Annotated in this window: 16 protein-coding genes; 11 read left to right on the forward strand and 5 right to left on the reverse strand. The window is 68.7% G+C overall.

Annotated elements, in window-relative coordinates; translation table 11 throughout:
- Nucleotides 1-194: 194 nt before the first annotated feature.
- The 4 genes from ACTWOL_RS32750 to ACTWOL_RS32765 all read right to left on the reverse strand — a co-directional run bounded on the left by ACTWOL_RS32750 (nt 195) and on the right by ACTWOL_RS32765 (nt 4,772).
- A complete protein-coding gene (locus tag ACTWOL_RS32750; protein WP_474300488.1) occupies nt 195-896 on the reverse strand; it encodes a FadR/GntR family transcriptional regulator in 702 nt (233 codons plus the stop codon).
- A gap of 80 nt (nt 897-976) precedes the next feature.
- On the reverse strand, nt 977-2,020 hold the full coding sequence (locus tag ACTWOL_RS32755; protein WP_474300489.1) for an ABC transporter permease: 1,044 nt from the start codon (nt 2,018-2,020) through the stop codon (nt 977-979).
- A gap of 2 nt (nt 2,021-2,022) precedes the next feature.
- Nucleotides 2,023-3,609 (reverse strand): sugar ABC transporter ATP-binding protein, encoded by a 1,587-nt coding sequence (locus tag ACTWOL_RS32760; protein ID WP_474300490.1) that lies wholly within the window; start codon nt 3,607-3,609, stop codon nt 2,023-2,025.
- Nucleotides 3,610-3,722: 113 nt separating this feature from the next.
- Nucleotides 3,723-4,772, reverse strand: a complete 1,050-nt coding sequence (locus ACTWOL_RS32765; protein WP_474300491.1) for a sugar ABC transporter substrate-binding protein — start codon at nt 4,770-4,772, stop codon at nt 3,723-3,725.
- An 831-nt stretch (nt 4,773-5,603) separates the two neighbouring features.
- Between ACTWOL_RS32765 and ACTWOL_RS32770 the strand changes: the two genes are divergently transcribed.
- The 10 genes from ACTWOL_RS32770 to ACTWOL_RS32815 all read left to right on the forward strand — a co-directional run bounded on the left by ACTWOL_RS32770 (nt 5,604) and on the right by ACTWOL_RS32815 (nt 17,200).
- Nucleotides 5,604-6,455: a fumarylacetoacetate hydrolase family protein gene (locus ACTWOL_RS32770; protein WP_474300492.1), complete on the forward strand. Its 852-nt coding sequence runs from the start codon at nt 5,604-5,606 to the stop codon at nt 6,453-6,455.
- Nucleotides 6,456-6,466: 11 nt separating this feature from the next.
- Entirely contained in the window at nt 6,467-7,813 is a 1,347-nt protein-coding gene (locus tag ACTWOL_RS32775) for an L-fuconate dehydratase (RefSeq protein ID WP_474300493.1), read from the forward strand.
- Complete coding sequence (locus ACTWOL_RS32780; protein ID WP_474300494.1) at nt 7,810-8,568, forward strand: SDR family NAD(P)-dependent oxidoreductase; 759 nt, start codon at nt 7,810-7,812, stop codon at nt 8,566-8,568. Before ACTWOL_RS32775 ends, ACTWOL_RS32780 begins: the two co-directional genes overlap by 4 nt.
- Nucleotides 8,565-9,575, forward strand: a complete 1,011-nt coding sequence (locus tag ACTWOL_RS32785) for an aldo/keto reductase (RefSeq protein WP_474300495.1) — start codon at nt 8,565-8,567, stop codon at nt 9,573-9,575. The genes ACTWOL_RS32780 and ACTWOL_RS32785 overlap by 4 nt, the downstream gene beginning before the upstream one ends.
- Complete coding sequence (locus tag ACTWOL_RS32790; protein ID WP_474300496.1) at nt 9,572-9,883, forward strand: L-rhamnose mutarotase; 312 nt, start codon at nt 9,572-9,574, stop codon at nt 9,881-9,883. The genes ACTWOL_RS32785 and ACTWOL_RS32790 overlap by 4 nt, the downstream gene beginning before the upstream one ends.
- Nucleotides 9,880-10,788: an amidohydrolase family protein gene (locus tag ACTWOL_RS32795; protein ID WP_474300497.1), complete on the forward strand. Its 909-nt coding sequence runs from the start codon at nt 9,880-9,882 to the stop codon at nt 10,786-10,788. The genes ACTWOL_RS32790 and ACTWOL_RS32795 overlap by 4 nt, the downstream gene beginning before the upstream one ends.
- Nucleotides 10,779-11,525, forward strand: coding sequence for a (Fe-S)-binding protein (locus ACTWOL_RS32800; protein WP_474300498.1), 747 nt, complete (start codon nt 10,779-10,781; stop codon nt 11,523-11,525). The genes ACTWOL_RS32795 and ACTWOL_RS32800 overlap by 10 nt, the downstream gene beginning before the upstream one ends.
- Complete coding sequence (locus ACTWOL_RS32805; RefSeq protein ID WP_474300499.1) at nt 11,519-13,021, forward strand: LutB/LldF family L-lactate oxidation iron-sulfur protein; 1,503 nt, start codon at nt 11,519-11,521, stop codon at nt 13,019-13,021. Before ACTWOL_RS32800 ends, ACTWOL_RS32805 begins: the two co-directional genes overlap by 7 nt.
- The gene (locus tag ACTWOL_RS32810; protein WP_474300500.1) at nt 13,018-13,650 is read left to right on the forward strand and encodes a LutC/YkgG family protein; all 633 of its coding nucleotides are present in this window, start codon (nt 13,018-13,020) and stop codon (nt 13,648-13,650) included. The genes ACTWOL_RS32805 and ACTWOL_RS32810 overlap by 4 nt, the downstream gene beginning before the upstream one ends.
- 349 nt (nt 13,651-13,999) lie before the next feature.
- Nucleotides 14,000-17,200, forward strand: a complete 3,201-nt coding sequence (locus tag ACTWOL_RS32815; protein WP_474300501.1) for a glycosyl hydrolase family 95 catalytic domain-containing protein — start codon at nt 14,000-14,002, stop codon at nt 17,198-17,200.
- 285 nt (nt 17,201-17,485) lie between these two features.
- Here the strand turns inward: ACTWOL_RS32815 and ACTWOL_RS32820 are convergent, their stop codons facing one another.
- On the reverse strand, nt 17,486-18,190 hold the full coding sequence (locus ACTWOL_RS32820) for a FadR/GntR family transcriptional regulator (RefSeq protein WP_474300502.1): 705 nt from the start codon (nt 18,188-18,190) through the stop codon (nt 17,486-17,488).
- Nucleotides 18,191-19,843: 1,653 nt separating this feature from the next.
- On the opposite strand from ACTWOL_RS32820, the gene ACTWOL_RS32825 reads away from it, so the two are divergent.
- Nucleotides 19,844-21,250 carry a DEAD/DEAH box helicase gene (locus ACTWOL_RS32825; protein WP_474300503.1) on the forward strand — a complete coding sequence of 469 codons (1,407 nt, stop codon included), beginning with the start codon at nt 19,844-19,846 and terminating at the stop codon, nt 21,248-21,250.
- Nucleotides 21,251-21,375 lie beyond the last annotated feature (125 nt).

Genomic DNA, 21,375 nt, shown 5'->3' on the forward strand with positions numbered 1-21,375 from the left:
GAAGGCGCGCGCAGATGGTCGGCGCTGTCCATCGTCCTGATCAACCGCGCGCGCAACGAGTTCAGTGGCGTGGTGGTTCTGCTGTCCCCTGCCGGGACAGCTCGTGTCGCCTCACTGGGCCGGCCTGGACGGCGACCGCCACGTCCTCGGGGCCGGCATCGCGGGGCCGACCGCGTGGTGACGGAAACAGTCGGTCAGCCGTCGATCGTTTCCAGCGAGTGGTCGTCGAGGCCGGCCGCCAGCCACTGCTCCACGGCGCTGATGTGGACGGTCGCTGCGGAGGCGGCCAGCAGGGCGTCACGTGCCTGGAGCGCGCGGAGGATCTCCTCGTGGTCCCGGTGGGCGTTGTCCAGGGCATGGCGGGTCCGGCTGCCGCGGATGATGCGTACGCGCTGGGTGCGGGTGGAGAGCACGCACAGCAGCATGGACAGCACCGGGTTGCCGACGGCTTCGACGATCCTGAGGTGGAAGGCGATGTCGTGGGCGACGAACTCCTCGACGGTAGCGGCGGCGCGGCACTGGTCGAGGATGTGACGCAGCGCCTTGAGGTCGTCCGGTTGCAGCAGCGCGGCGGCCAGTCCAGTGGCCTGCGGTTCGAGGAGTCTGCGTGCCTGGAGCAGTTGCAGGGCGGTCTGGCCCTGGGAGACGTCGGCGGCGAAGGAGAGGCTCTCCAGCAGCAGATGGGGCTCCAGACTGGAGACGTATGTGCCGTCGCCCTGCCGGGTGACCAGGATCCGCATGGCGGTCAGGGCCCGGACGGCCTCGCGCAGCGAACTGCGGGACAGGCCGAGCTGTTCGGCGAGGACCTCCTCCTTGGGGAGGCGGGAGCCGGGTGCGAGTTCACCGGCGACGATCATCGCCTTGACCTTGTCGATGGCCTCGTCGGTCAATGCCACGAGTGTGTCCCTCCGTTCCGGGTGAGTGTGAGGCGTCGGTTCCGCCCCGCCTGGGGGCCGGGCGGAGCCGCTCGTGGGCGCTACTCCTGCTTCTCGCCGGAGGCGAAGCGGGAGATGATCAGGGCGACGATGATGATGAGGCCGTTGAGGAACTGGTTCCACAAGGGCGGTACGCCTGCCAGCGTCATGACGTTGACGACGAGCTGGAGGGTCAGCACACCCGTCAGGGCGCCGAACACCGAGCCTTTGCCGCCGTTGAGGCTGACCCCGCCGATGACGGTCGCGGCGAAGACCTGGAAGATCCAGCCGCTGCCCTGGGCTGCGGAGATGGAGCCGTAGTGGCCGCTGTAGAGGATGCCTGCGAACGCAGCGAGCATGCTGCCGATGATGAGGACGGTCCACACGATCCGGTCGACGCGGACACCGGCGGTGCGGGCAGCCTCGGCGTTTCCGCCGATCGCGTACAGCGCGCGGCCGTGCCGCAGCCAGGCGAGCGCGCTGCCGCCGATCGCGAACAGGACCGCGCACACCCAGATGGCGGCGGGCACGCCAAGCCAGGACGCCTTGCCCAGGTAGGTGAAGGACGGCGGCAGGTCGACGATGGACTGGCCCTCGGACAGGGCGACCTGAAGGCCGCGCAGCATGGTGAGACCGCCGAGCGTGACGATAAAGCCGTTCAGGCGCAGCTTGAGGATCAGGAAGCCGTTGACCGCGCCGATCACCGCGCCGACAAGGAGGCAGAGGGGGATGGCCGTCCACTCGGGGATGAGTCCGAGGCCGCTGAACCGGCCTCCGCTGGTGGGCAGGACCAGCCAGACGGCGATGAGGGGAGCCACGCCGATGGTGGACTCCAGGGAAAGGTCCATCCGCCCGCAGATCAGGATGAACGTCGTGGCGAGGACCAGCAGGCTCAGCTCGGTGGACTGCTGGGCGACGCCGATGAGGTTGTCGGCGGTGAGGAAGGCCGGCGATACGATGAATCCGATCAGGCCCAGCACCATGATGGCGGGGACCAGGGACAGTTCACGGAAGCGGCCGAGGTCGACTCGGCGACGGGCGGTGTCCGCGACGGCCGGCTCCGCCGCGCTCGCTGCGGGCTCGGTGAGATCTGTGGTGGCGGACATGACTACCTTCCGTGCTTGTCGGTACCGGATGCGGGGGATGCGGTGCTGGAGTCGGCGATGCCCTCGATCGCGGCGACGACGTTCTCGTCCTTCCAGCCGCGCTGGAACTCGGCGACCACCCGTCCGTGGAACATGACGACGACCCGGTCGCACACCTTGAGGTCGTCGAGTTCGTCGGAGACGATCAGTGCGGCCTTGCCGCCGTCGGCGACCTGCCGGATCCTTCCGAGCAGGAACTCCTTGGACTTGACGTCCACGCCATTGGTGGGCCGGATGGCCACCAGGACGTGGGGGTCGGTGGCGAGGGCGCGGGCGACGACGACCTTCTGCTGATTGCCGCCGGAGAGGGCGGAGACCGGGGTGGCGGCTTCCGGGGTCTTGATGTCGAGGTCCCGGATCATGCGTTGGGCGAAGACCTTGGTGCGGGAGGGCAGCACCATGCCCAATGGGCCGAGTTGATCGGTGACGGTGAGGGTCGCGTTCTCCGCCACGCTGCGGTTGTTGACCAAGCCCTGGAGGTGGCGGTCCTCGGGGACCAAGCCGACTCCGGCGGTGAGGGCGGACGGCACGCTTCCGGTACGCATGCTCCTGCCGCCGACCGAGATCTGGCCGTCCTTGGCGCGGTGCAGACCGGCGACGGCCTCGCCCACCTGCACATTGCCGCTGGCCGCTGAACCGGCGAGCCCGACCACCTCACCGGAGCGGACCGAGAGGGACAGCTCCTCGCAGGCACCGGGCAGTGTCAGACCGTCGATCGTCAGCAGCTCCGCGGAGCCGGCCCGTGCCGCCGGGGCACCGCTCTCGGCCACGGCCGCGACGGAGACGGACTCGCCGGTCATGGCCTCGACCAACGCCTGGTGACCGAGCTCGGCCACGGGCGCGGTGAGGATGTGGGCCGCGTCGCGGTAGACCGTGACCGTGCTGCACAGGTCGTACACCTCTTGCAGGTGGTGGGAGATGAAGAGGAATGCGACGCCCTGGTCCTGGAGGTCGCGGAGTTTGCCGAAGAGGCGGGCGATGCCGCGGGCGTCGAGCTTGGCGGTCGGCTCGTCGAGGATGATGAAGCGGGCGCCGAAGGACAGCGCCCGGGCGATCTCGACGAACTGCCGCTGCTCGACCGTGAGGTCCTTCGCCCGTGCGGCGGGGTCGACGGCCACACCGTACTCGCCGAGCAACTCCCCGGCGCGGAGACGGAGTTGCTTCCAGCGAATGGGCTGCACCGCGCCGGCGCTCTGCCGGTTCAAGAAGAGGTTCTCGGCGACCGTGAGGTCGCTGATGATCGTGGAGCGCTGGTAGACGCAGGCGACACGGGAGCGCCAGGCATCGATGTCGCCGAGGGCCGGTGCCGGTTCGCCCGAGAAACGCAGGGATCCGGTGTCGGGCTGCTGGAGACCGGTGAGGATGGACACGAGCGTCGACTTGCCGGCGCCGTTGCGTCCGACCAGGGCGTGCGACTCGCCCGCTGCGATACTGATACGGGCGTCGCGCAGGGCGACGGTTGCGCCGAACCGTTTGCCGATGCCGGTCGCCTCGGCCACCGGGGCCGGATGCCCGGGGCTGGTGGCCGGGGCGGTCGCGGTCTCCGCCATGGGGGATACCGTCCTTCGTGTGAGGATGCTGGGGGCCGGGGAACGCGGGGTGTCGTGCGGTGTGGAGAGAGGGGAGCGCCCGCCCCTCCACACCCGGGGTGAGCTGTCGGCGGTCAGCCGATGTTGTTGCCCCACAGGGACTTGTCTTCGACGTTGTCCTTGGTCACCAGCGGGGCGGGCAGCTGGTCCTCCAGGCCGTTCGGGATCTTGACGATGGTGGAGTTGTGGTCGGTCGCACCCGGCTTGAAGGTCTTGCCCTCGGTCGCGGCCTTGGCGTAGTGGAGCGCGTACTTGGCGTAGAGGTCGGCGGGCTGGGAGACGGTGGCGTCTATCTGCCCCTTGCGGATCGCGTCGAACTCCTGCGGGATGCCGTCGTTGGAGATGATCGAGATGTGGCCCTTCTCGCCGGCCGGCTTCAGCAGGCCCTTCTGCTCCAGCAGCGCCAGGGTCGGCTGCAGGAAGACACCGCCGGCCTGCATGTAGATGCCGTTCAGGTCCGGGTTCTGGGCGAGCAGCGACTGGAGCTTTGCGGAGGCCACGTCGCCCTTCCAGTCGGTGGGCAGCTCGAAGACCTTGATCTTCGGGAACTTCGTCTTCATGCACTCCGCGAACGCCTCTGAGCGGTCGCGCCCGTTGATGGAGTCAAGGGCACCCTGCAGCTCGGCGACCTTGCCCTTGCCGTTCAGCTGCTTGCCGAGGAACTCGCAGGCCTTGGTGCCGTAGGCCCGGTTGTCGGCGCGGACCACCATATAGACGTCTCCCTTGTCCGGCCGGGTGTCGACGCTGACCACCGGGATCTTCGCCGCCGACAGGCTGTCGAGGGTCGAGGCAATGGCCCCGGTGTCCTGGGGCGCCATGACGACGGCCTTGGCCCCGGTGTTCTGGAACACCTGCACGTTGGCGACCAGCTTGGTGACGTCGTTCTGCGAGTTGCTCAGCGGCAGGGCGTTGACGCCGTCGGACTTGATGTCCTTCTTCAGGTACTGCGCGTAGGAGTTCCAGAAGTCGGAGTCGGAACGAGGCAGGTCGATGCCGACGGCGGACTTGGTACCGCCCGACGCGGCCGAGTTTGAGCTCTCGCGGTTGCACGCGGTGGCAAGGGACAGAACCGCGAGGACAGCGGTGGCTGCTGCGGCGGTGGAACGGGTGCGAGCGAGCTTCATGGCTGTTGTCTCCTTAGCCAGGGCGGGGAGGCCGCATAGCGACGGTGGGAGGAGGCGAATTCGCCTGCCAGGGAGGGTCGAGCCCGCCGGCCGGGCAGATAGTGGTCCGTCATATGGCATGCGGACCGCGCCCGACGGGGGACGGCAAGTGAAGGTCATCCGGTGACCGAGGTGACGAAGGCGAGCGGCCGCAACGCGCCGCCGGAACGTGGACGCGGGAAATGTCCGACTATTCCTCCGATGTATCTTGGACGTCGAGCACGTTACGACGGTGTCGCCGAGGTTGACAAGACTCCGCTTCCACGGATTTCCGGAACACCGGGCCAAAGGTGGCTGCGGGGTCGGCACCGAGACCTTCGCTCCCCTGTACGGCATTCGCCTGACCTTTGATTTTCCCTTTCCGTAGTCGACGGGCGAACTTGCGTCCACAGTTCACGATTCGGCAAAGGCACTGCCAGTGCCCCCGCAACCAGCGCTTCGAAGGGCGCCGCTCCCGTCGCTGGTGCCAGGCGGCGCTCGGGCGCAGGCCACGCCCACCCGCTCTCGATAGGGGGCATCAAGCGGTAGACGCTCTTCGTATTCATGGAGGGCGAGTTGTGTGCCGCCCCGTCGCACCTGCGGAAATGCAGGTGCGAGCGGCGTCCTCACTGTGGACGCCAGGAGGGTTCACCGGATACATCCGATGTATGCGTTGCATGTCGCGCTTCCTGCGTCTACAGTCGCGATGCCGCCATACATCCGATGACTCCATCCGATGCCTGAGGGTGCAGGCCATCGACGGCCCCTGCGGCCGACCTCCACGACGAACCCCCATGGCAAGGGAGTTGCCCAGTGAAACTGCTACGCGTCGGTGCCCCCGGTGAGGAGCGGCCCGCTGTCCGAACGGACGACGGCCGGGTGCTGGACCTGACCTGCGTGACCTCGGACATCGACGGCGCCTTCCTCGCTTCGGGCGGTGTGGACCGGGCCCGTGCGGCGATCGCGGAGGGCCCGTTGCCCGAACTGGATGCGGAAGGCCTGCGGATCGGTGCAGCTGTCGCTCGCCCCGGCAAGGTCGTCTGCATCGGTCTGAACTACCGTGCCCACGCTGCGGAGACCGGCGCGTCCAATCCGAACCGCCCAGTGGTGTTCATGAAGGACCCGGGCACGGTTGTCGGCCCGTATGACGAGGTGCTGATCCCCCGTGGCTCGGTCAAGACCGACTGGGAGGTCGAACTGGCGGTCGTCATCGGCCGCCGGGCGCGGTACCTCGACGGACCCGATGCTGCCCAGAACGTGATCGCGGGATACGCGGTCAGCCACGACGTCTCCGAGCGTGAGTTCCAGCTCGAGTACTCGACACAGTGGGACCTGGGTAAATCCTGCGAGACCTTCAACCCGCTCGGCCCCTGGTTGGTCACCGCCGACGAGGTCGGTGACCCTCAGAACCTCGGACTGCGCCTGAGCGTCAACGGTGTGAAGCGCCAGGTCGGCCACACCAGCGACATGATCTTCCCGGTCGGCCACATCGTGTCGTATCTGAGCCAGTACATGGTTCTGGAGCCGGGCGACGTGATCAACACTGGCACCCCCGCGGGCGTGGCCCTCGGCCTCCCAGGGACCCCCTTTCTGACTCCCGGTGACACCGTCGAGCTGTCCGTCGACGGGCTCGGCAGCCAGCGCCAGACCTTCCGCCAAGCGTGAAAGGCACCCCCTTGACATCAACCTCCGCCCGGATCACCGCGGTCGACACCTTCGACGTCCGCTTCCCGACCTCACGGGAGCTGGACGGCTCGGACGCGATGAACCCGGAGCCCGACTACTCCGCCGCCTACCTCGTGCTGCGTACCGATGCCGGTGACGGGCTCGAAGGTCACGGTTTCACCTTCACCATCGGACGCGGCAACGATGTCCAGGTCGCAGCGATCAACGCACTGCGGCTCCATGTGGTGGGCCGTTCCGTGGCGGAGCTGTGCGCTGACCCGGGCTCGCTCAGCCGCGATCTGATCGGGGACAGCCAGTTGCGCTGGCTGGGGCCCGAGAAGGGCGTGATGCACATGGCGATCGGCGCCGTCGTTAATGCCGTATGGGATCTCGCGGCCAAGCGGGAGGGCAAGCCGTTGTGGCAGTTGCTCGCCCACGCTTCCCCGGAGTGGCTCGTCTCCCAGGTTGACTTCCGCTACATCGCCGATGCCCTGACCCCCGAGGAGGCCCTCAGCCTCCTCCGCGAGGGGCGCAGCGGCCTCGCCGAGCGCGAGGCGGCGCTGCTGGAGCGCGGCTACCCCGGCTACACGACATCCCCGGGCTGGCTTGGCTACTCCGACGACAAGCTCACCCGGCTCGCCAAGCAGGCCGTCGCCGACGGCTTCACCCAGATCAAGCTCAAGGTCGGTGCCGACCTCGATGACGATATCCGGCGGCTTCGCACCGCCCGTGCCGCCGTCGGCGACGGCATCCGCATCGCCATCGACGCCAACCAGCGGTGGAACGTGAACGAGGCGATCGAATGGACCAACGCCCTCGCCGAGTTCGATCCGTACTGGATCGAGGAGCCCACCAGCCCCGACGACATCCTCGGCCACGCGACGATACGCCGGGCGGTCGCGCCCGTGAAGGTCGCCACTGGCGAGCACGTGCAGAACCGCATCGTCTTCAAGCAGCTCCTGGAGGCCGGTGCGATCGACGTCCTGCAGATCGATGCGGCCCGGGTCGGCGGGGTCAACGAGAACCTCGCGATTCTGCTGCTCGCCGCGAAGTTCGGGGTGCCTGTGTGTCCGCATGCAGGCGGGGTGGGGTTGTGCGAGCTGGTGCAGCACCTGTCGATGTTCGACTATCTGGCGCTGTCCGGCACCACCGAGAACCGCGTGATCGAGTACGTCGACCACCTCCACGAGCACTTCACCGAGCGCGTCGTGATGCGAGAGGGTCACTACACCGCGCCGCGAGCTCCCGGTTTCTCCGCCACGATGCGGGAGGAGTCCATCGCCGAGTACCGCTACCCGGATGGAACGTTCTGGGCCGCCGACCTCGCCGACCTCGCCGGGCAGGAGGATGTGGCGTGACTGATCTTGCAGGCCTCAGGGCCGTTGTGACCGGTGGTGCGTCTGGTATCGGACTGGCCGTAGCCCGTGCTCTGGCGGCCCAGGGTGCAATGGTGGCCGTGCTCGACCTCGACCCGGAAGGTGTGCCGGAAACACTGCTCGCTCTCAGGGCCGATGTCGGCGATGACGCCTCCGTGCGCGCCGCTGTGGGAGCCGCCGCCACCAGGCTCGGTGGCATCGATATCCTGATCAACAACGCGGGCGTCGGTGCCGCGGGGACGGTCGAGGACAACCCCGACGAGGTGTGGCACCGGGTCCTGGATGTCAACGTCGTCGGCATGGTGCGCACCACGAGGGCGGCTCTGCCTCATCTACGCCGGTCACCGCATGCCGCCGTGGTCAACACCTGCTCCATCGCGGCTACCGCCGGGCTTCCGCAGCGCGCCCTGTACTCCGCCAGCAAGGGCGCCGTGCTGTCTCTCACGCTGGCCATGGCCGCGGACCATGTCCGTGAGGGCATCCGCGTCAACTGCGTCAATCCCGGCACCGCCGACACCCCTTGGGTGGCGCGTCTGCTGGAGGCCGCCGACGATCCGGAGGCCGAGCGCGACGCGCTCAACGCCCGCCAGCCCATGGGCCGGCTGGTCACTGCCGACGAGGTGGCGGCCGCCATCGTCTACCTCGCGAGTCCCGCCGCGGCCAGTGTCACCGGCACTGCACTCGCGGTGGACGGCGGCATGCAGGGACTCCGGCTGCGCCCGGCGGGCCGGTCGTGAGGGCCACCACCCTGGGCGGCGGCGACGTCCGGGTCTCGCAATTGGCCCTGGGCTGCGCCGCCCTGGGCAATCTCTACGAGCCGGTGAGCGACGAGGCGGCTCACGCCACGGTGGACGCGGCCTGGGATGCCGGCATCCGTATGCTCGACACGGCGCCGCACTACGGGCTGGGCCTGTCGGAGCGGCGGCTCGGGGCGGCTCTGCGCGGCCGCCCGCGCGACGACTACACCGTCTCCACCAAGGTCGGCCGACTCCTCGTACCCGACCCGGAGAGCCGCCACGGCGACGACCTCGCCAACGGCTTCGCCGTCCCGGCGTCCCACCGCCGCGTCTGGGACTTCAGCACCGACGGAGTGCTGCGGTCCCTGGATGCCAGCCTGGACCGCCTCGGCCTGGACCGGGTCGACATCGTCCTGCTGCACGATGCGGACAACCACGCCGAGCAGGCGCTGCGCGAGGCGTACCCGGCACTGGAGCGGCTGCGCGCCGAAGGCGTGGTCGGGGCGATCGGCGTCGGGATGAACCAGTGCGCGCTGCCCGCCCGCTTCCTGCGCGAGACCGACATCGACGTGGTGCTGCTGGCGGGCCGCTACACCCTCCTGGACCAGGACGGACTCGACGAACTGCTGCCCCAGGCCTCCGCCGGCGGCCGGAGCGTGGTCATCGGCGGTGTCTTCAACTCCGGGTTGCTCACCGCCCCGGGCCCGGGTGCCACCTACGACTACGCCCCAGCGCCGCAGCCCGTCCTCCACCGGGCCCTGCGCCTGCTGGACGTCACCGAACGCCACGGTGTACCGCTGCGCGCCGCCGCCCTGCACTTCCCATTCGGCCACCCCGCCGTCGCCAGCGTCCTGACGGGCGCACGGTCTCCCGAAGAGGTGCGCGACACCGTGGAACAACTGCGCCGCCCGATCCCGGAAGCCCTGTGGGAGGAGCTCCGCGCCGAGGGACTGCTCGCCCCGGGCGTCCCCGTCCCCATGGCCGTTTCGTCGAAGGAGCTGTCATGAGGATCGCCCTGCACACTCGGGTCCATGCCGACCGCATCGAGGAGTACGAGGCAGCGCACCGAGAGGTGCCCGAGGAGCTGACCGCCGCCATCCGTGCCGCCGGCGTGAGCGAGTGGACCATCTGGCGCAGCGGCACCGACCTGTTTCATGTGCTGGAGGTCGAAGACTACCGGTCGGTGATCGCCGAACTCGAGAAACTGCCGGTCAACGTGGCGTGGCAGGTGAGGATGGCCGAACTGCTGGACGTCGTCCACGACTACTCCGCGGAGGGCTCCGACGCCTCGCTACCGGTGGTGTGGCAGCTGTGACGGCCTCCCAGCCCGTGCCGGGCATCGTTGACGCTCATCACCATGTGTGGGACCTCTCGGTACGTGACCAGGACTGGATCGCCGGTTCCGAACTTGCGCCGCTGCGTCGTGACTTCACTCTCACCGACCTGGAACCGGAGGCCCGCGCGGTCGGGGTCACCGCCACTGTTCTGGTGCAGACGATCACCGTGCCGGAGGAGACTCCGGAGTTCCTCGCCCTGGCAGCCCGCAGCGGCCTGGTGGCCGGTGTCATCGGCTGGACCGACCTGACGGCACCGGCTGTCGCCGACGCCCTGACGAGGTTGCGGGTGAGTTCCGGCGGGGAGTATCTGGTGGGCATCCGCCATCAGGTGCAGGGGGAAGCGGACCCATGCTGGCTGGTGCGTCCGGAGGTGCTGCGGGGTCTGGCCGCGGTCGCTGAAGCGGGACTCGTCTACGACCTCGTGGTGCGGCCTCATCAACTCCCGGCCGCAGTCCAGGCCGCGGGACGGCTGCCGGAACTCACGTTTGCGCTCGACCATCTTGGCAAGCCGCCCATCACGTCCGGCGCCCTCGAGCCGTGGGCCAAGGAGGTACGGCGGTTCGCCGCGCTTCCCAATACTGTCTGCAAGCTCTCCGGCCTGGTGACCGAGGCCGACTGGGGGACCTGGACCACCGTGGACCTCAGGCCGTACTCCGACATCGCCCTGGAGGCTTTCGGTCCCGGGCGGGTGATGTTCGGTTCCGACTGGCCCGTCTGCCGGCTCGCCGCCTCCTACTCCGAAGTGGTCGCCACAGCCCGCGAGTTGACCGCTGGGCTTGACCCCGCAGAACGCCACGAGGTTTTCGCCGGCACTGCCGTGCGGACCTACGGCCTGACCGTCACCCAAGCCCCGGGTCCGCCCAAGGAAGCATCATGCGTATAGCTCTCTTCATCACCTGTTTCAACGACACCATGTTTCCCCGCACAGGCCAAGCGGTGACCGTACTCCTTGAACGCCTCGGCCACACCGTGGAGTTCCCACAGAGCCAGACATGCTGCGGCCAGATGCACTTCAATACCGGATACCGCCCCGAAACCCTTCCCATGGTGCGCCGCTTTGTCGAAGTCTTCGCGGGCTACGACGCGGTCGTCGCCCCGTCCGGATCCTGCGTCGGCATGGTGCGTGACCATCACCGGGTGGTGGCCGCCCAGTACGGGGACGCTGCTCTCACCGAGGCCGTCGAGCAGGTGGTGCCGGCGGTGTACGAGCTGTCGGAACTCCTTGTCGACATCCTCGATGTCACAGACGTCGGCGCCTACTTCCCGCACCGTGTCACCTATCATCCGACCTGCCACTCTCTGCGCATGCTGCGGGTCGGTGACCGGCCGCTGAGGCTGCTGCGGGCCGTGAAGGGCATCGACCTCGTGGAGCTGCCGGCCGCCGATTCCTGTTGTGGCTTCGGCGGCACCTTCGCCCTGAAGAACGCGGATGTGTCCAACGCCATGCTCGCCGACAAGATGCGCCACGTCCAAGGCACGGGTGCCGAGTTCCTGTGCGCGGGCGACAACTCCTGTCTGACGCACATCGGCGGTGCCCTGTCCCGGCTGCGTACGGGCGTCGGCACGGTGCACCTGGCCGAGATCCTGGCCGCCACGGAAACGGAAGGAGATGCATGGTGAGCGGCGCCGACAACGTCGTATGGCTGGGCACCCCGGCCTTCCCCGAGGCGGCGCGCGGCGCGCTCGCCGACACCCGGCTACGGGCGAATCTGCGCCGGGCCACCGGCACCATCCGCGACAAACGGCTCGCGGTCACGGCCGAGCTGGAAGACTGGGAGGAGCTACGGGAGAGGGCCGCGGCCATCAAGCGGCACACCCTGCGCCACCTCGACCATCATCTGCTGCGGCTGGAGAAGGCGGTCACCGCTGCGGGCGGCACGGTCCACTGGGCGGCGGACGCCGCCGAGGCCAACCGCATCGTGACCGCACTGGTCCGGGCCACCGGCGAGCGTGAGGTCGTCAAGGTCAAGTCGATGGCCACCCAGGAGATCGGCCTCAACGAGGCGCTCGACGCGGCAGGCATCCGTGCCTACGAGACCGATCTCGCGGAACTCATCGTGCAGTTGGGAAGCGACCGTCCCTCCCACATCCTTGTGCCAGCCATCCACCGGGGCCGCTCCGAGATCATGGAGATCTTCCGTCGGGAGATGGGGAAGTGGGGAAGACCGGCGCCCGACGGGCTCACCGACGACCCGCGCGACCTCGCCGAGGCGGCCCGGCTCCATCTGCGGGAGAAGTTCCTGCGGGCCAAGGTAGCGATCTCGGGTGCGAACTTCGCCGCGGCCGACACCGGAACGGTGACGGTGGTGGAGTCGGAGGGCAACGGGCGGATGTGCCTGACCCTGCCGGAGACCCTGATCACCGTCATGGGCATCGAGAAGGTCCTGCCGTCCTTCACCGACCTGGAGGTCTTCCTCCAACTGCTGCCCCGCTCATCAACAGGCGAGCGGATGAACCCGTACACGTCGCTGTGGACGGGAGTCACCGCGGGGGACGGACCGCGCGACTTCCACCTGGTGCTGCTCGACAACGGCCGTACCGCGACCCTGACCGACGAGGTCGGCCGCCAGGCGCTTGCCTGCATCCGCTGCTCCGCCTGCCTGAACGTATGCCCCGTGTACGAACGCACCGGCGGCCATGCCTACGGCTCCGTTTATCCGGGGCCGATCGGCGCCGTACTGACCCCGCAGCTCGTCGGCGTCGAGAACGCGGCTTCGCTGCCCTTCGCCTCGACACTGTGCGGCGCCTGTTACGACGCCTGCCCCGTGAAGATCAACATCCCGGAGGTGCTGGTTCACCTGCGCGCCGAGGCCGTCGAAGCGGGGCGCCGGGACCGGCTGCTGCCCACCACCGAGGCACTGGCGATGAAGGCCGCGAGTGCCGTTCTGTCCTCCCCGGGACGGCTGGCCGCAGTCCAGAAGCTCGCCGCTCTCGGGGCCCGGCTGGTGGCCCGCGACGGCCGGATCGGCGCGCTGCCAGGGCTGTTCGCTCACTGGTCCGCCACCCGCGACACGCCCGCGCCTCCCCGGGAATCGATGCGTGCCTGGTGGCGCCGTACGAGAACGACCACGCGAGACGAAGGCGGTACGTGGGCGGAAGGGAAGGAACGACGATGAGCGACCGCGACACCGTCCTGAACGCGGTGAGGAGAGCGCTGACCGACGTGCCCGACTCCGAAAACCCCAACGACGCCCCTGCGCACAGCCGCAGCGCCGACCACGCAGGCCCGGACATTGTCGGACTCTTCATCGAGCGCGCCGCCGAATACCGTGCCGCAGTGGTCAGGGTTTCGGCTGCTGAGGCGTCGACCGCCGTCGGCCGCGCGCTGGTACGCACCGGAGCGCGGTCCGTGGTCGTCCCGCCCGGAATCCCCGAAGGCCTGGTCCCCGAAGGGCCATGGTCACAGCTGGAGGACACCCCACCCCTGACAGTCACTCAACTGGACACGGTGGACGCAGTGGTCACCACCGTCACCACCGCCATCGCCCTCACCGGCACACTGGCCCTCGATCACGGTCCCGGCCAGGGGCGCAGAGCCCTGACCCTGCTCCCGGACCAACACATCTGCGTAGTCCAGGCAGCCCAGATCGCACCCGACGTACCCGAAGTGATGAACCGGCTCGACCCGTACCGGCCGCTGACACTCATCTCCGGCCCGTCCGCCACCAGCGACATCGAACTGGACCGCGTCGAGGGCGTGCACGGGCCGCGGACACTGGACATCGTCGTGATCACGGAGAAGTAGCAGCACGGCGCGGTGCAGCCCGAAGGCGGCCAATCGGCGGCGGAGCCGTCGCGCTTTCCGGGCATAGCCGCATCAAGACTTAAACATCTGATGTATCGATCTCCTTAGTTCTGGCCCGCGCGACTGCCCGCCTGCCTGGCAAGGCGTGCCGCGTCCCGCTGCTGCTGCATCACGCAGCGATATCGGGCCGCTCGGGGCCGACTGTCAACCTGTCGCGGGAGCGACAGGGTTGGTGCTGCACACCCCTAGACATCCGATCTATTGTCGGGCAAGGATGGCGACGCCCTCGGTACATGCCGATGAGGCCTTCCCCCGTAAAAGAACCGATCAATGGCTGGGAGATCTTGCCGTGACCAATGAGTCCCAACCGCAGCGAAGAAGCATCCTCATGCTCGGCGGCGCCCTCGCCCTCGCACCTCTGATCGCTCAGCTGACCGGCGGGACCCCTGCGGGACAGGCCGTCGCAGCCGGGATCGCCGCGCCGACGGCCCTCCAATGGCCGGCCCTGTCGCGCAAGGCGCTGAAGTATCCCGTCCCCGCCAGGGACTGGCAGTCGCAGGCCCTGCCGATCGGCAACGGCCGACTCGGCGCCATGCTCTTCGCCGACCCCGACGAGGAGCGCATCCAGTTCAACGAACAGAGTCTGTGGGGTGGTGTCAACAACTACGACAACGCCCTTGCGGGCAAGCCGGACGGCGACTTCGACACCGGCATGACCGGCTTCGGTTCGTACCGGAACTTCGGTGACGTCATGGTCACCTTCGGTACCCGTCCGAAGGTCACGGCCCCGGGGGGCCCGTACCGCACCTCCTCGTCGCAGGGCGTCGACAAGACGTGCGACGGTACTTCGAGCACCAAGTGGTGCATCGAGGGGCCCGGCTCGAAAGTGCAGTGGCAAGTCGAGCTCCCCGACCCCGTCGAGGTTGCGTCCTACCGGGTGACGAGCGCCAACGACGTGCCGCAGCGCGACCCGCAGGAGTGGACGTTGTCCGGTTCCTCCGACGGCGCCACTTGGACCACCCTGGACAGCCGCACTTTGGCGACGCCTTTCGAGAGCCGTTTCCAGACAAAGGAATTCACCTGTGCCGGCACCGGGGCCTACCGCTTCTATCGCTTCGACTTCGTCCCCAAGGCCGGGGTCAGCCACTTCCAGGTGAGCGAGATCGGTCTGTCCGGCGTCGACCTCGGCGGCGGTTCGATGTACCTGTCGTCGCCGAGCGGGCACTCCGGGGGATGCGGGGGGCGGGCCGGGTCCGGGGCCACGGACATCTCGAGTTCGGTGGACCGCGATCCGGCCACCGTCTGGCGGGTCGCCGCCGCCGCACCGGCGGTCATCTGGCAGGCCGACCTGCCCAGCGCGGTCGCCGTCACCTCGTACGCGCTGACGGCGGCGCCGAACCGTCCGCTGGACGACCCCCGGCGATGGGCGCTCGAGGCGTCGCAGGACGGCCAGGCCTGGGTGACGCTCGACACGCAGAACCCCGGCGTGCCCTTCGCCCGCCGCGGTGAGACCCGGACCTATCGGATCACCAACAGCACGGCGTACCGCACTTACCGACTCACGTTCACTCCTGGCAAGGCGTCCACCGGCTTCCAGATCGCGGAGGTCGCCCTGGAAGGCAAGGAGTTCGACACGCGCAAGCAGCGCACGTTCGTCGACTACCAGCGTGCCCTGGACTTCAGCGAGGGCGTCCATGTCACCCGCTTCGGCGTACCGGGGCGGCGCGTTGTGCGGGAGGCCTTCGCCAGTCGGTCCGCGGACGTCATGGTCTTCCGGTACACGTCGGACAGCGACCGGGGGCTCTCCGGGGCGATCTCCCTGACGTCCGGACAGGAGGGGGCCTCGACGACCGTCGACGCCCACTCCCGGCGTATCGCCTTCCACGGTGTCATGGGCAACGGCCTCAAGCACGCGTGCACCGTCCAGGTCCTGCACACCGGCGGCGATGTGCGCGCCGACGGGTCGATGCTCCGGTTCACCGGCTGCACGAGCCTGACTCTGCTCCTGGATGCCCGCACCGACTACAAGCTCGCTGCCGCCGCCGGGTGGCGCGGAGCCGATCCGGGACCGGTCGTCGCCAGGGCGCTCGCCAAGGCGGCCGCCCGGTGCTACGACGAGATGCGCGACGAGCACACCGCCGAGATGCGCGCCCTCATGAACCGGGTCTCCGTCAGCTGGGGCACCTCCGACGAAGCCGTCGTCTCCCTGCCGACCAGCGCCCGGCTGGCGCGTTACGCGGCGGGCGGGCAGGATCCGACCCTCGAGCAAACGATGTTCGACTTCGGCCGATACCTGCTGATCAGTTCGTCGCGCCCGAAGGGGCTGCCGGCCAACCTCCAGGGTCTCTGGAACGACAGCAATGCGCCGGCGTGGGCCTCCGACTACCACACCAACATCAATGTCCAGATGAACTACTGGGGAGCCGAGACGACGAACCTGCCGGAGTGCCACGAGGCTCTCGTCGGCTTCATCGAGCAGGTGGCGGTGCCCAGCCGCGTGGCGACCCGCAACGCCTTCGGCAAGGACTCCCGCGGCTGGACCGCCCGTACCAGCCAGAGCATCTTCGGCGGCAACGCGTGGGAGTGGAACACCGTCGCGAGCGCCTGGTACGCACAGCACCTGTACGAGCACTGGGCGTTCACCCAGGACAGGGCCTACCTCCGCACTGTCGCCTACCCGATGATCAAGGAGATCTGCGAGTTCTGGGAGGGCCACCTCAAGGAGCGCGAGGACGGACTCCTCGTCGCGCCGAACGGCTGGTCCCCCGAGCACGGGCCGCGCGAGGACGGCGTCATGTACGACCAGCAGATCATCTGGGACCTGTTTCAGAACTACCTCGACTGCGAGGCGGCACTCGAGGCCGACCCCGACTACCGGGCCAAGGTCGCGGACATGCAGGCACACCTTGCGCCGAACAAGATCGGCCGGTGGGGTCAGCTGCAGGAGTGGCAGGAGGACATCGACAGCCCCACCGACATCCACCGACACACCTCGCACCTCTTCGCGGTCTACCCAGGCCGGCAGATCACGCCGAGGACGCCGGACTTCGCGGACGCCGCCCTCGTCTCGCTCAAGGCGCGGTGCGGCGAGAAGGAAGGCGTCCCGTTCACGGCCGCGACGGTGTCGGGCGACAGCCGCCGCTCGTGGACCTGGCCCTGGCGGGCGGCCCTCTTCGCCCGCCTCGGCGACGGGTTCCGCGCCGAGATAATGCTGCGCGGACTGCTGACGTACAACACGCTGCCCAACATGTTCTGCAACCACCCGCCCTTCCAGATGGACGGCAACTTCGGCATTTCTGGCGCCGTGGCCGAGATGCTCCTGCAGAGCCACGACGGCGTCATCCACCTGCTGCCCGCACTGCCGGACGGATGGAAGGCCAAGGGTTCCTTCAGCGGGCTCCGCGCTCGTGGCGGCTACGAGGTCAGCTGCAAGTGGCGGGACGGAAAGGTCACGTCCTACAAAATCGTGGCCGACCGTGCGCAGAACCGAAGAAACGTCACCGTGCGGGTGAACGGCGTCGACACGAAGGTGAAGCCGATCAAGCCTTGACGGCGGCGACGCTACGTGGAGGACCTCAACGCAAGCGGACGCTACGACGCGATCCGGCCGGCCGCGGCGCGAGCTGACCGGTCGCGGGGTCGTGCCGGCCCGGACGAAGCTCTGTGCGGGCCGGCACGACGGGAGCAAGGAGAGCCGGTCACGTCGACCGGCGCGGTACTGAAGGACACCAGCCCCGCCGGGGGCACTCAAGGGCTTGTCCACCAGTGCCGTCTGCCGCTGTCGAGCGCCACACTGGATCTGGTCTGCGGTCTGGTGCTGGTGCTGGTGCGAGGGTCAGGCGGTCGTGGGCGGTACGAAGTCCGGAGACCCGATCGTGCCGCGCAGCCAGTCCTCCACGCCGGCGGTATGGATCCTGGACCACGCCTCGGCGAGCTCCGGGCGGCGGGCGGCGATCGCCTCGTAGATCGCTCGGTGCTCGGCCACGGTCCGTCGGACGGCGCCCTCCTCGGTCAGCCCACGCCATGTGCGGGCCCGCGCGGTCGGCCCGGAGATGCCTTCGAGGAGCGAGCTGAGGACGGTGTTACCTGCCCCAGCGGCGATCCGGCGGTGGAATTCCAGGTCGTTGGTGAGGACCTCTTCCAGGGTGAGGTCCTCAGTCAGCCCGTCGAGGACCTTGCGCAGTTCCTCGATCTCGGAGTCCGGCATCGAACGAGCGGCCATCGCGGCGGCGGCCGGCTCCAGGATGCGTCGTACCTCCAGGAACTCCAGGACCGTGTCGTCCTGGTGGAAGTCGATGACGAAGCCCAGGGCGTCCATCAGCAGGGTGGGTTCCAGGCTGGTCACATAGGTGCCGGCGCCCTGCCGGACATCGAGCACCCGGATGACCGTCAGCGCCTTGACCGCCTCACGCAGCGAGCTCCGGGACAGGCCGAGCCGCTCGGCCAGGTCGGCCTCCTTGGGCAGGCGATCACCGGGCCTCAGCTCACCGCTGGTGATCATCGCCTTGATCTTCTCGATCGCCTCATCGGTGACCGGCACGGTCGTTCCCCCTCCGGGACATCTGATCTCTCTAAGCATAGCCGGGGGGAACGGGCCGCGTGCCGCCTGCAGGGCCCAGCGCGCTGGGCCGCAGTCATCGGACCTTCGGGGTCGATCGGAGCGACGACTCCGAGACGACAGCGGCGGACATCGACGGCTATGGCGACAGCTACTCCGCCCAGGCCCACGCCGCCGCCGGCTTGACCCCGGCGCCACGTTCGCCCACGACGGAATGACGTCCACCTGGCCCGACGTGCCGCCGACGCATCATCCCTGATCCCGCCTGCCCTTGACCAGCTCCGGCAGCAGCCTGCGGCCCCCTCCGGGGAGGTCCCGGACTGCCGGAGCCCCTGGCCGAGGTGCCGGACCCGTGTGCCCGTCAGTCAGAGCAGGCCGTAGTCGGCATCGGGTCAGCATGAGCACCGGAACGCTGAGCAGACACCAGCCGGGAATCGAGCCGTTGTAGAGTGAGGAAACAGCCCTTGACCTGCAGAATGCGGGCAGGGAGCAGAATTCCAGGAGCGCTCAGTGCTGCGTACCATGTTCAAGTCCAAGATCTAGCGTTTGGTTATTTTCGCAGGTCAGGGGCGTGATCAAGCCGCTCGGGTCAGCAAACGGTCAGCATCAGGCTGGACGGTGTCCGGGCTTGCTGACCTGCATCGGTGGCAGGGCCCCGCTGTGCCGACCCGCGCCCCGACACGATTCGGTTCAGGGACGCTCCCTTGAACAGCGCCGAAGAGGCCCACTACGGCACCAGGACGACGCCGTCGAGTGCCTCACGCAGATCTATCCGGAAGAAAAGGAAGACGGCGCCGTCCGTTGCCTTGGCCCGCGGGGACTCGGTCAGCAGACGGTTCTCGCGAACCTAAATCGTCATGATGGTGGGATGCGGCCTGCGCAATGGTGAAGCCCGGGCGGTAAACAGCAACAACGTCGTGGCTGACGATGTCTACTGGGTGTACGAGCAGATCCACTCCAATGCACAAGGTACGAGGAGAAGCACGGCACGACGAAGGCGGTTACCTCCTGCGAACGCGCTTGGTAACGGGATACCGATCAGCGCCGTGACGGCCCGGAAGCAACACGAAGGCGGCGCGCATGCTGGACGCGGGCCTCTGGAAAGCACTCACTTTCCGCCGGCTCTGGGGAAGAGCAGGTTCTTCGTCTGCTGGTGGTACAGGTGTTACACGTCGCTGACCAGAGTGGACGGTGCCGCTCTGAGCTTTGGCGCGATCGCCGGCCCGGGAACGGCCCGAAATCTTGGACGATGCCGTTCCTCGGACTGCGGTTGCCTCCTGTGGAACCGAGGACCACAACTCCGGCCGTTCGCGATGCCGCCTCAGGCGGGTCACGATCTCGCCGTGCGTGATCCCCTTTTACAGGTAAGTGCGCGGGGTGGCCCCCCGGTGACGCATCGGCGGATCTCGGTGAGTTGGGGGCCCGAAGCACGTAGGCCGGAAGGCTGTCGGGCCATGTCGGGTCATCGACGCGGGCGGGCGATCGGTATCACGGCGCGATGTTATGCCTTGTGTTAGTGTCATGCGTTTGCGTGGTCGTCGCGGTGGGCGATTCTGCCTGTTCGGTTCCGCTGATGCGTGGGCTGTTCAAGCCTGCCGGGCCTTCCTCGGTACGTTCCCCTGCGGAAGGCTGTTCATGAAGCATCCCGATGACTCCGGCACCCACGGCGGTCCCGCCCAGTCCCAGGCCACGACCCCGGCGCCGGCCGCGGCCGTCTCCTTCGCCGGCCTGCCGGTGGAGGTGCTGCGGACACTGAGCGGACTCGGGGTGCGCGAACCCTTTCCGATCCAGGCCGCCACACTGCCCGATGCCCTGGAGGGGCGCGATGTCCTGGGGTGCGGGCGCACCGGATCGGGCAAGACGCTCGCCTTCGGCCTGCCGCTGCTGACGCGTACGGCCGGGCGGCGCGCCGAACCGAAGCAGCCCCTCGCTCTGATCCTTGTGCCCACCCGGGAGCTGGCCCAACAGGTCACCGAGGCGCTGGCGCCGTACGCCGAGGCACTGCGGCTGCGGATGGCCGCGGTCGTCGGCGGCATGTCGATCGGCCGGCAGGTCGCCGCGCTGGGCCAGGGAGCCGAGGTGGTCGTCGCCACCCCCGGACGCTTGCACGACCTGATCGAGCGCAACGCCTGCCGACTGGGACGGGTAAGGATCACCGTGCTGGACGAGGCCGACCAGATGTGCGACCTGGGATTCCTGCCGCAGGTTGTCGACCTGCTCGACAAGGTACACCCCGACGGTCAGCGGATGCTGTTCTCGGCCACTCTGGATCGCGACGTCGATCAGCTGGTCCACCGCTACCTCCACGACCCCGTCGTCCACTCGGTCGACCCGTCCGCGGGCACGGTTACGACGATGGAGCACCACGTTCTGGTCGTCCACGGCCCCGACCGCTACGCCGTCACCACGGAGATCGCCGCCCGCGACGGCCGCGCACTGCTGTTCCTCGACACCAAGCACGGTGTCGACCAGCTCACCCGGCATCTGCGGGCCAGCGGGGTGCACGCCGGGGCCCTGCACAGCGGCAAGTCCCAGCCACAGCGCACACGGACCCTGGCGCAGTTCAAGAACGGCCAGATCACCGTTCTGGTGGCGACCAATGTCGCGGCCCGTGGCCTGCACGTCGACGACCTCGATCTCGTGGTCAACGTCGACCCGCCCACCGACCCCAAGGATTATGTGCACCGGGCCGGCCGCACCGCCCGTGCCGGTGAGTCCGGCAGAGTGGTCACGCTCGTGCTGGCGGGCCAGCGCCGCGAGACGAGCCGCATGATGGCCGGGGCCGGCATCGAGCCGACCGTCACCAAAGTGCGCTCGGGCGAGGCGGAGCTGAGCCGGATCACCGGCGCCAAGGCTCCCTCCGGCACCCCGCTCGACGGCGGGCCCGCCGTCCCCCGGCCCAAGAACAGTAACGCTCCCTTCCGCGGCCTCGGCACCAGCAAGGACCCCTCCCGCGGCGCCGGCGGCAAGTCCCGTAAGGCCGGCGAGGCCCGCAAGCTGGCCGAGGCCCGCAAGGCCGCCCTCGTGCGTCGCAACGGCTGAGAGCCGTTGACCTGTCAGCGAATACCTGGCCACGGGATCGACACCCCTCGGCCCGGCCCGAAGCTCGTCCTGTGCCCCCGACCACGAAGCGAACGCCTTCGGCCGTGAGAGGGATACCCGCAGAA

This window comes from Micromonospora sp. IBHARD003, assembly GCF_056106285.1.

Coding starts and splice junctions, on each gene's coding strand:
- ACTWOL_RS32765 (WP_474300491.1), bottom strand. CDS start 4,772: ATGAAGCTCGCTCGCACCCGTTCCACCGCCGCAGCAGCCACCGCTGTC.
- ACTWOL_RS32760 (WP_474300490.1), bottom strand. CDS start 3,609: ATGGCGGAGACCGCGACCGCCCCGGCCACCAGCCCCGGGCATCCGGCC.
- ACTWOL_RS32755 (WP_474300489.1), bottom strand. CDS start 2,020: ATGTCCGCCACCACAGATCTCACCGAGCCCGCAGCGAGCGCGGCGGAG.
- ACTWOL_RS32805 (WP_474300499.1), top strand. CDS start 11,519: ATGGTGAGCGGCGCCGACAACGTCGTATGGCTGGGCACCCCGGCCTTC.
- ACTWOL_RS32810 (WP_474300500.1), top strand. CDS start 13,018: ATGAGCGACCGCGACACCGTCCTGAACGCGGTGAGGAGAGCGCTGACC.
- ACTWOL_RS32800 (WP_474300498.1), top strand. CDS start 10,779: ATGCGTATAGCTCTCTTCATCACCTGTTTCAACGACACCATGTTTCCC.
- ACTWOL_RS32790 (WP_474300496.1), top strand. CDS start 9,572: ATGAGGATCGCCCTGCACACTCGGGTCCATGCCGACCGCATCGAGGAG.
- ACTWOL_RS32825 (WP_474300503.1), top strand. CDS start 19,844: ATGAAGCATCCCGATGACTCCGGCACCCACGGCGGTCCCGCCCAGTCC.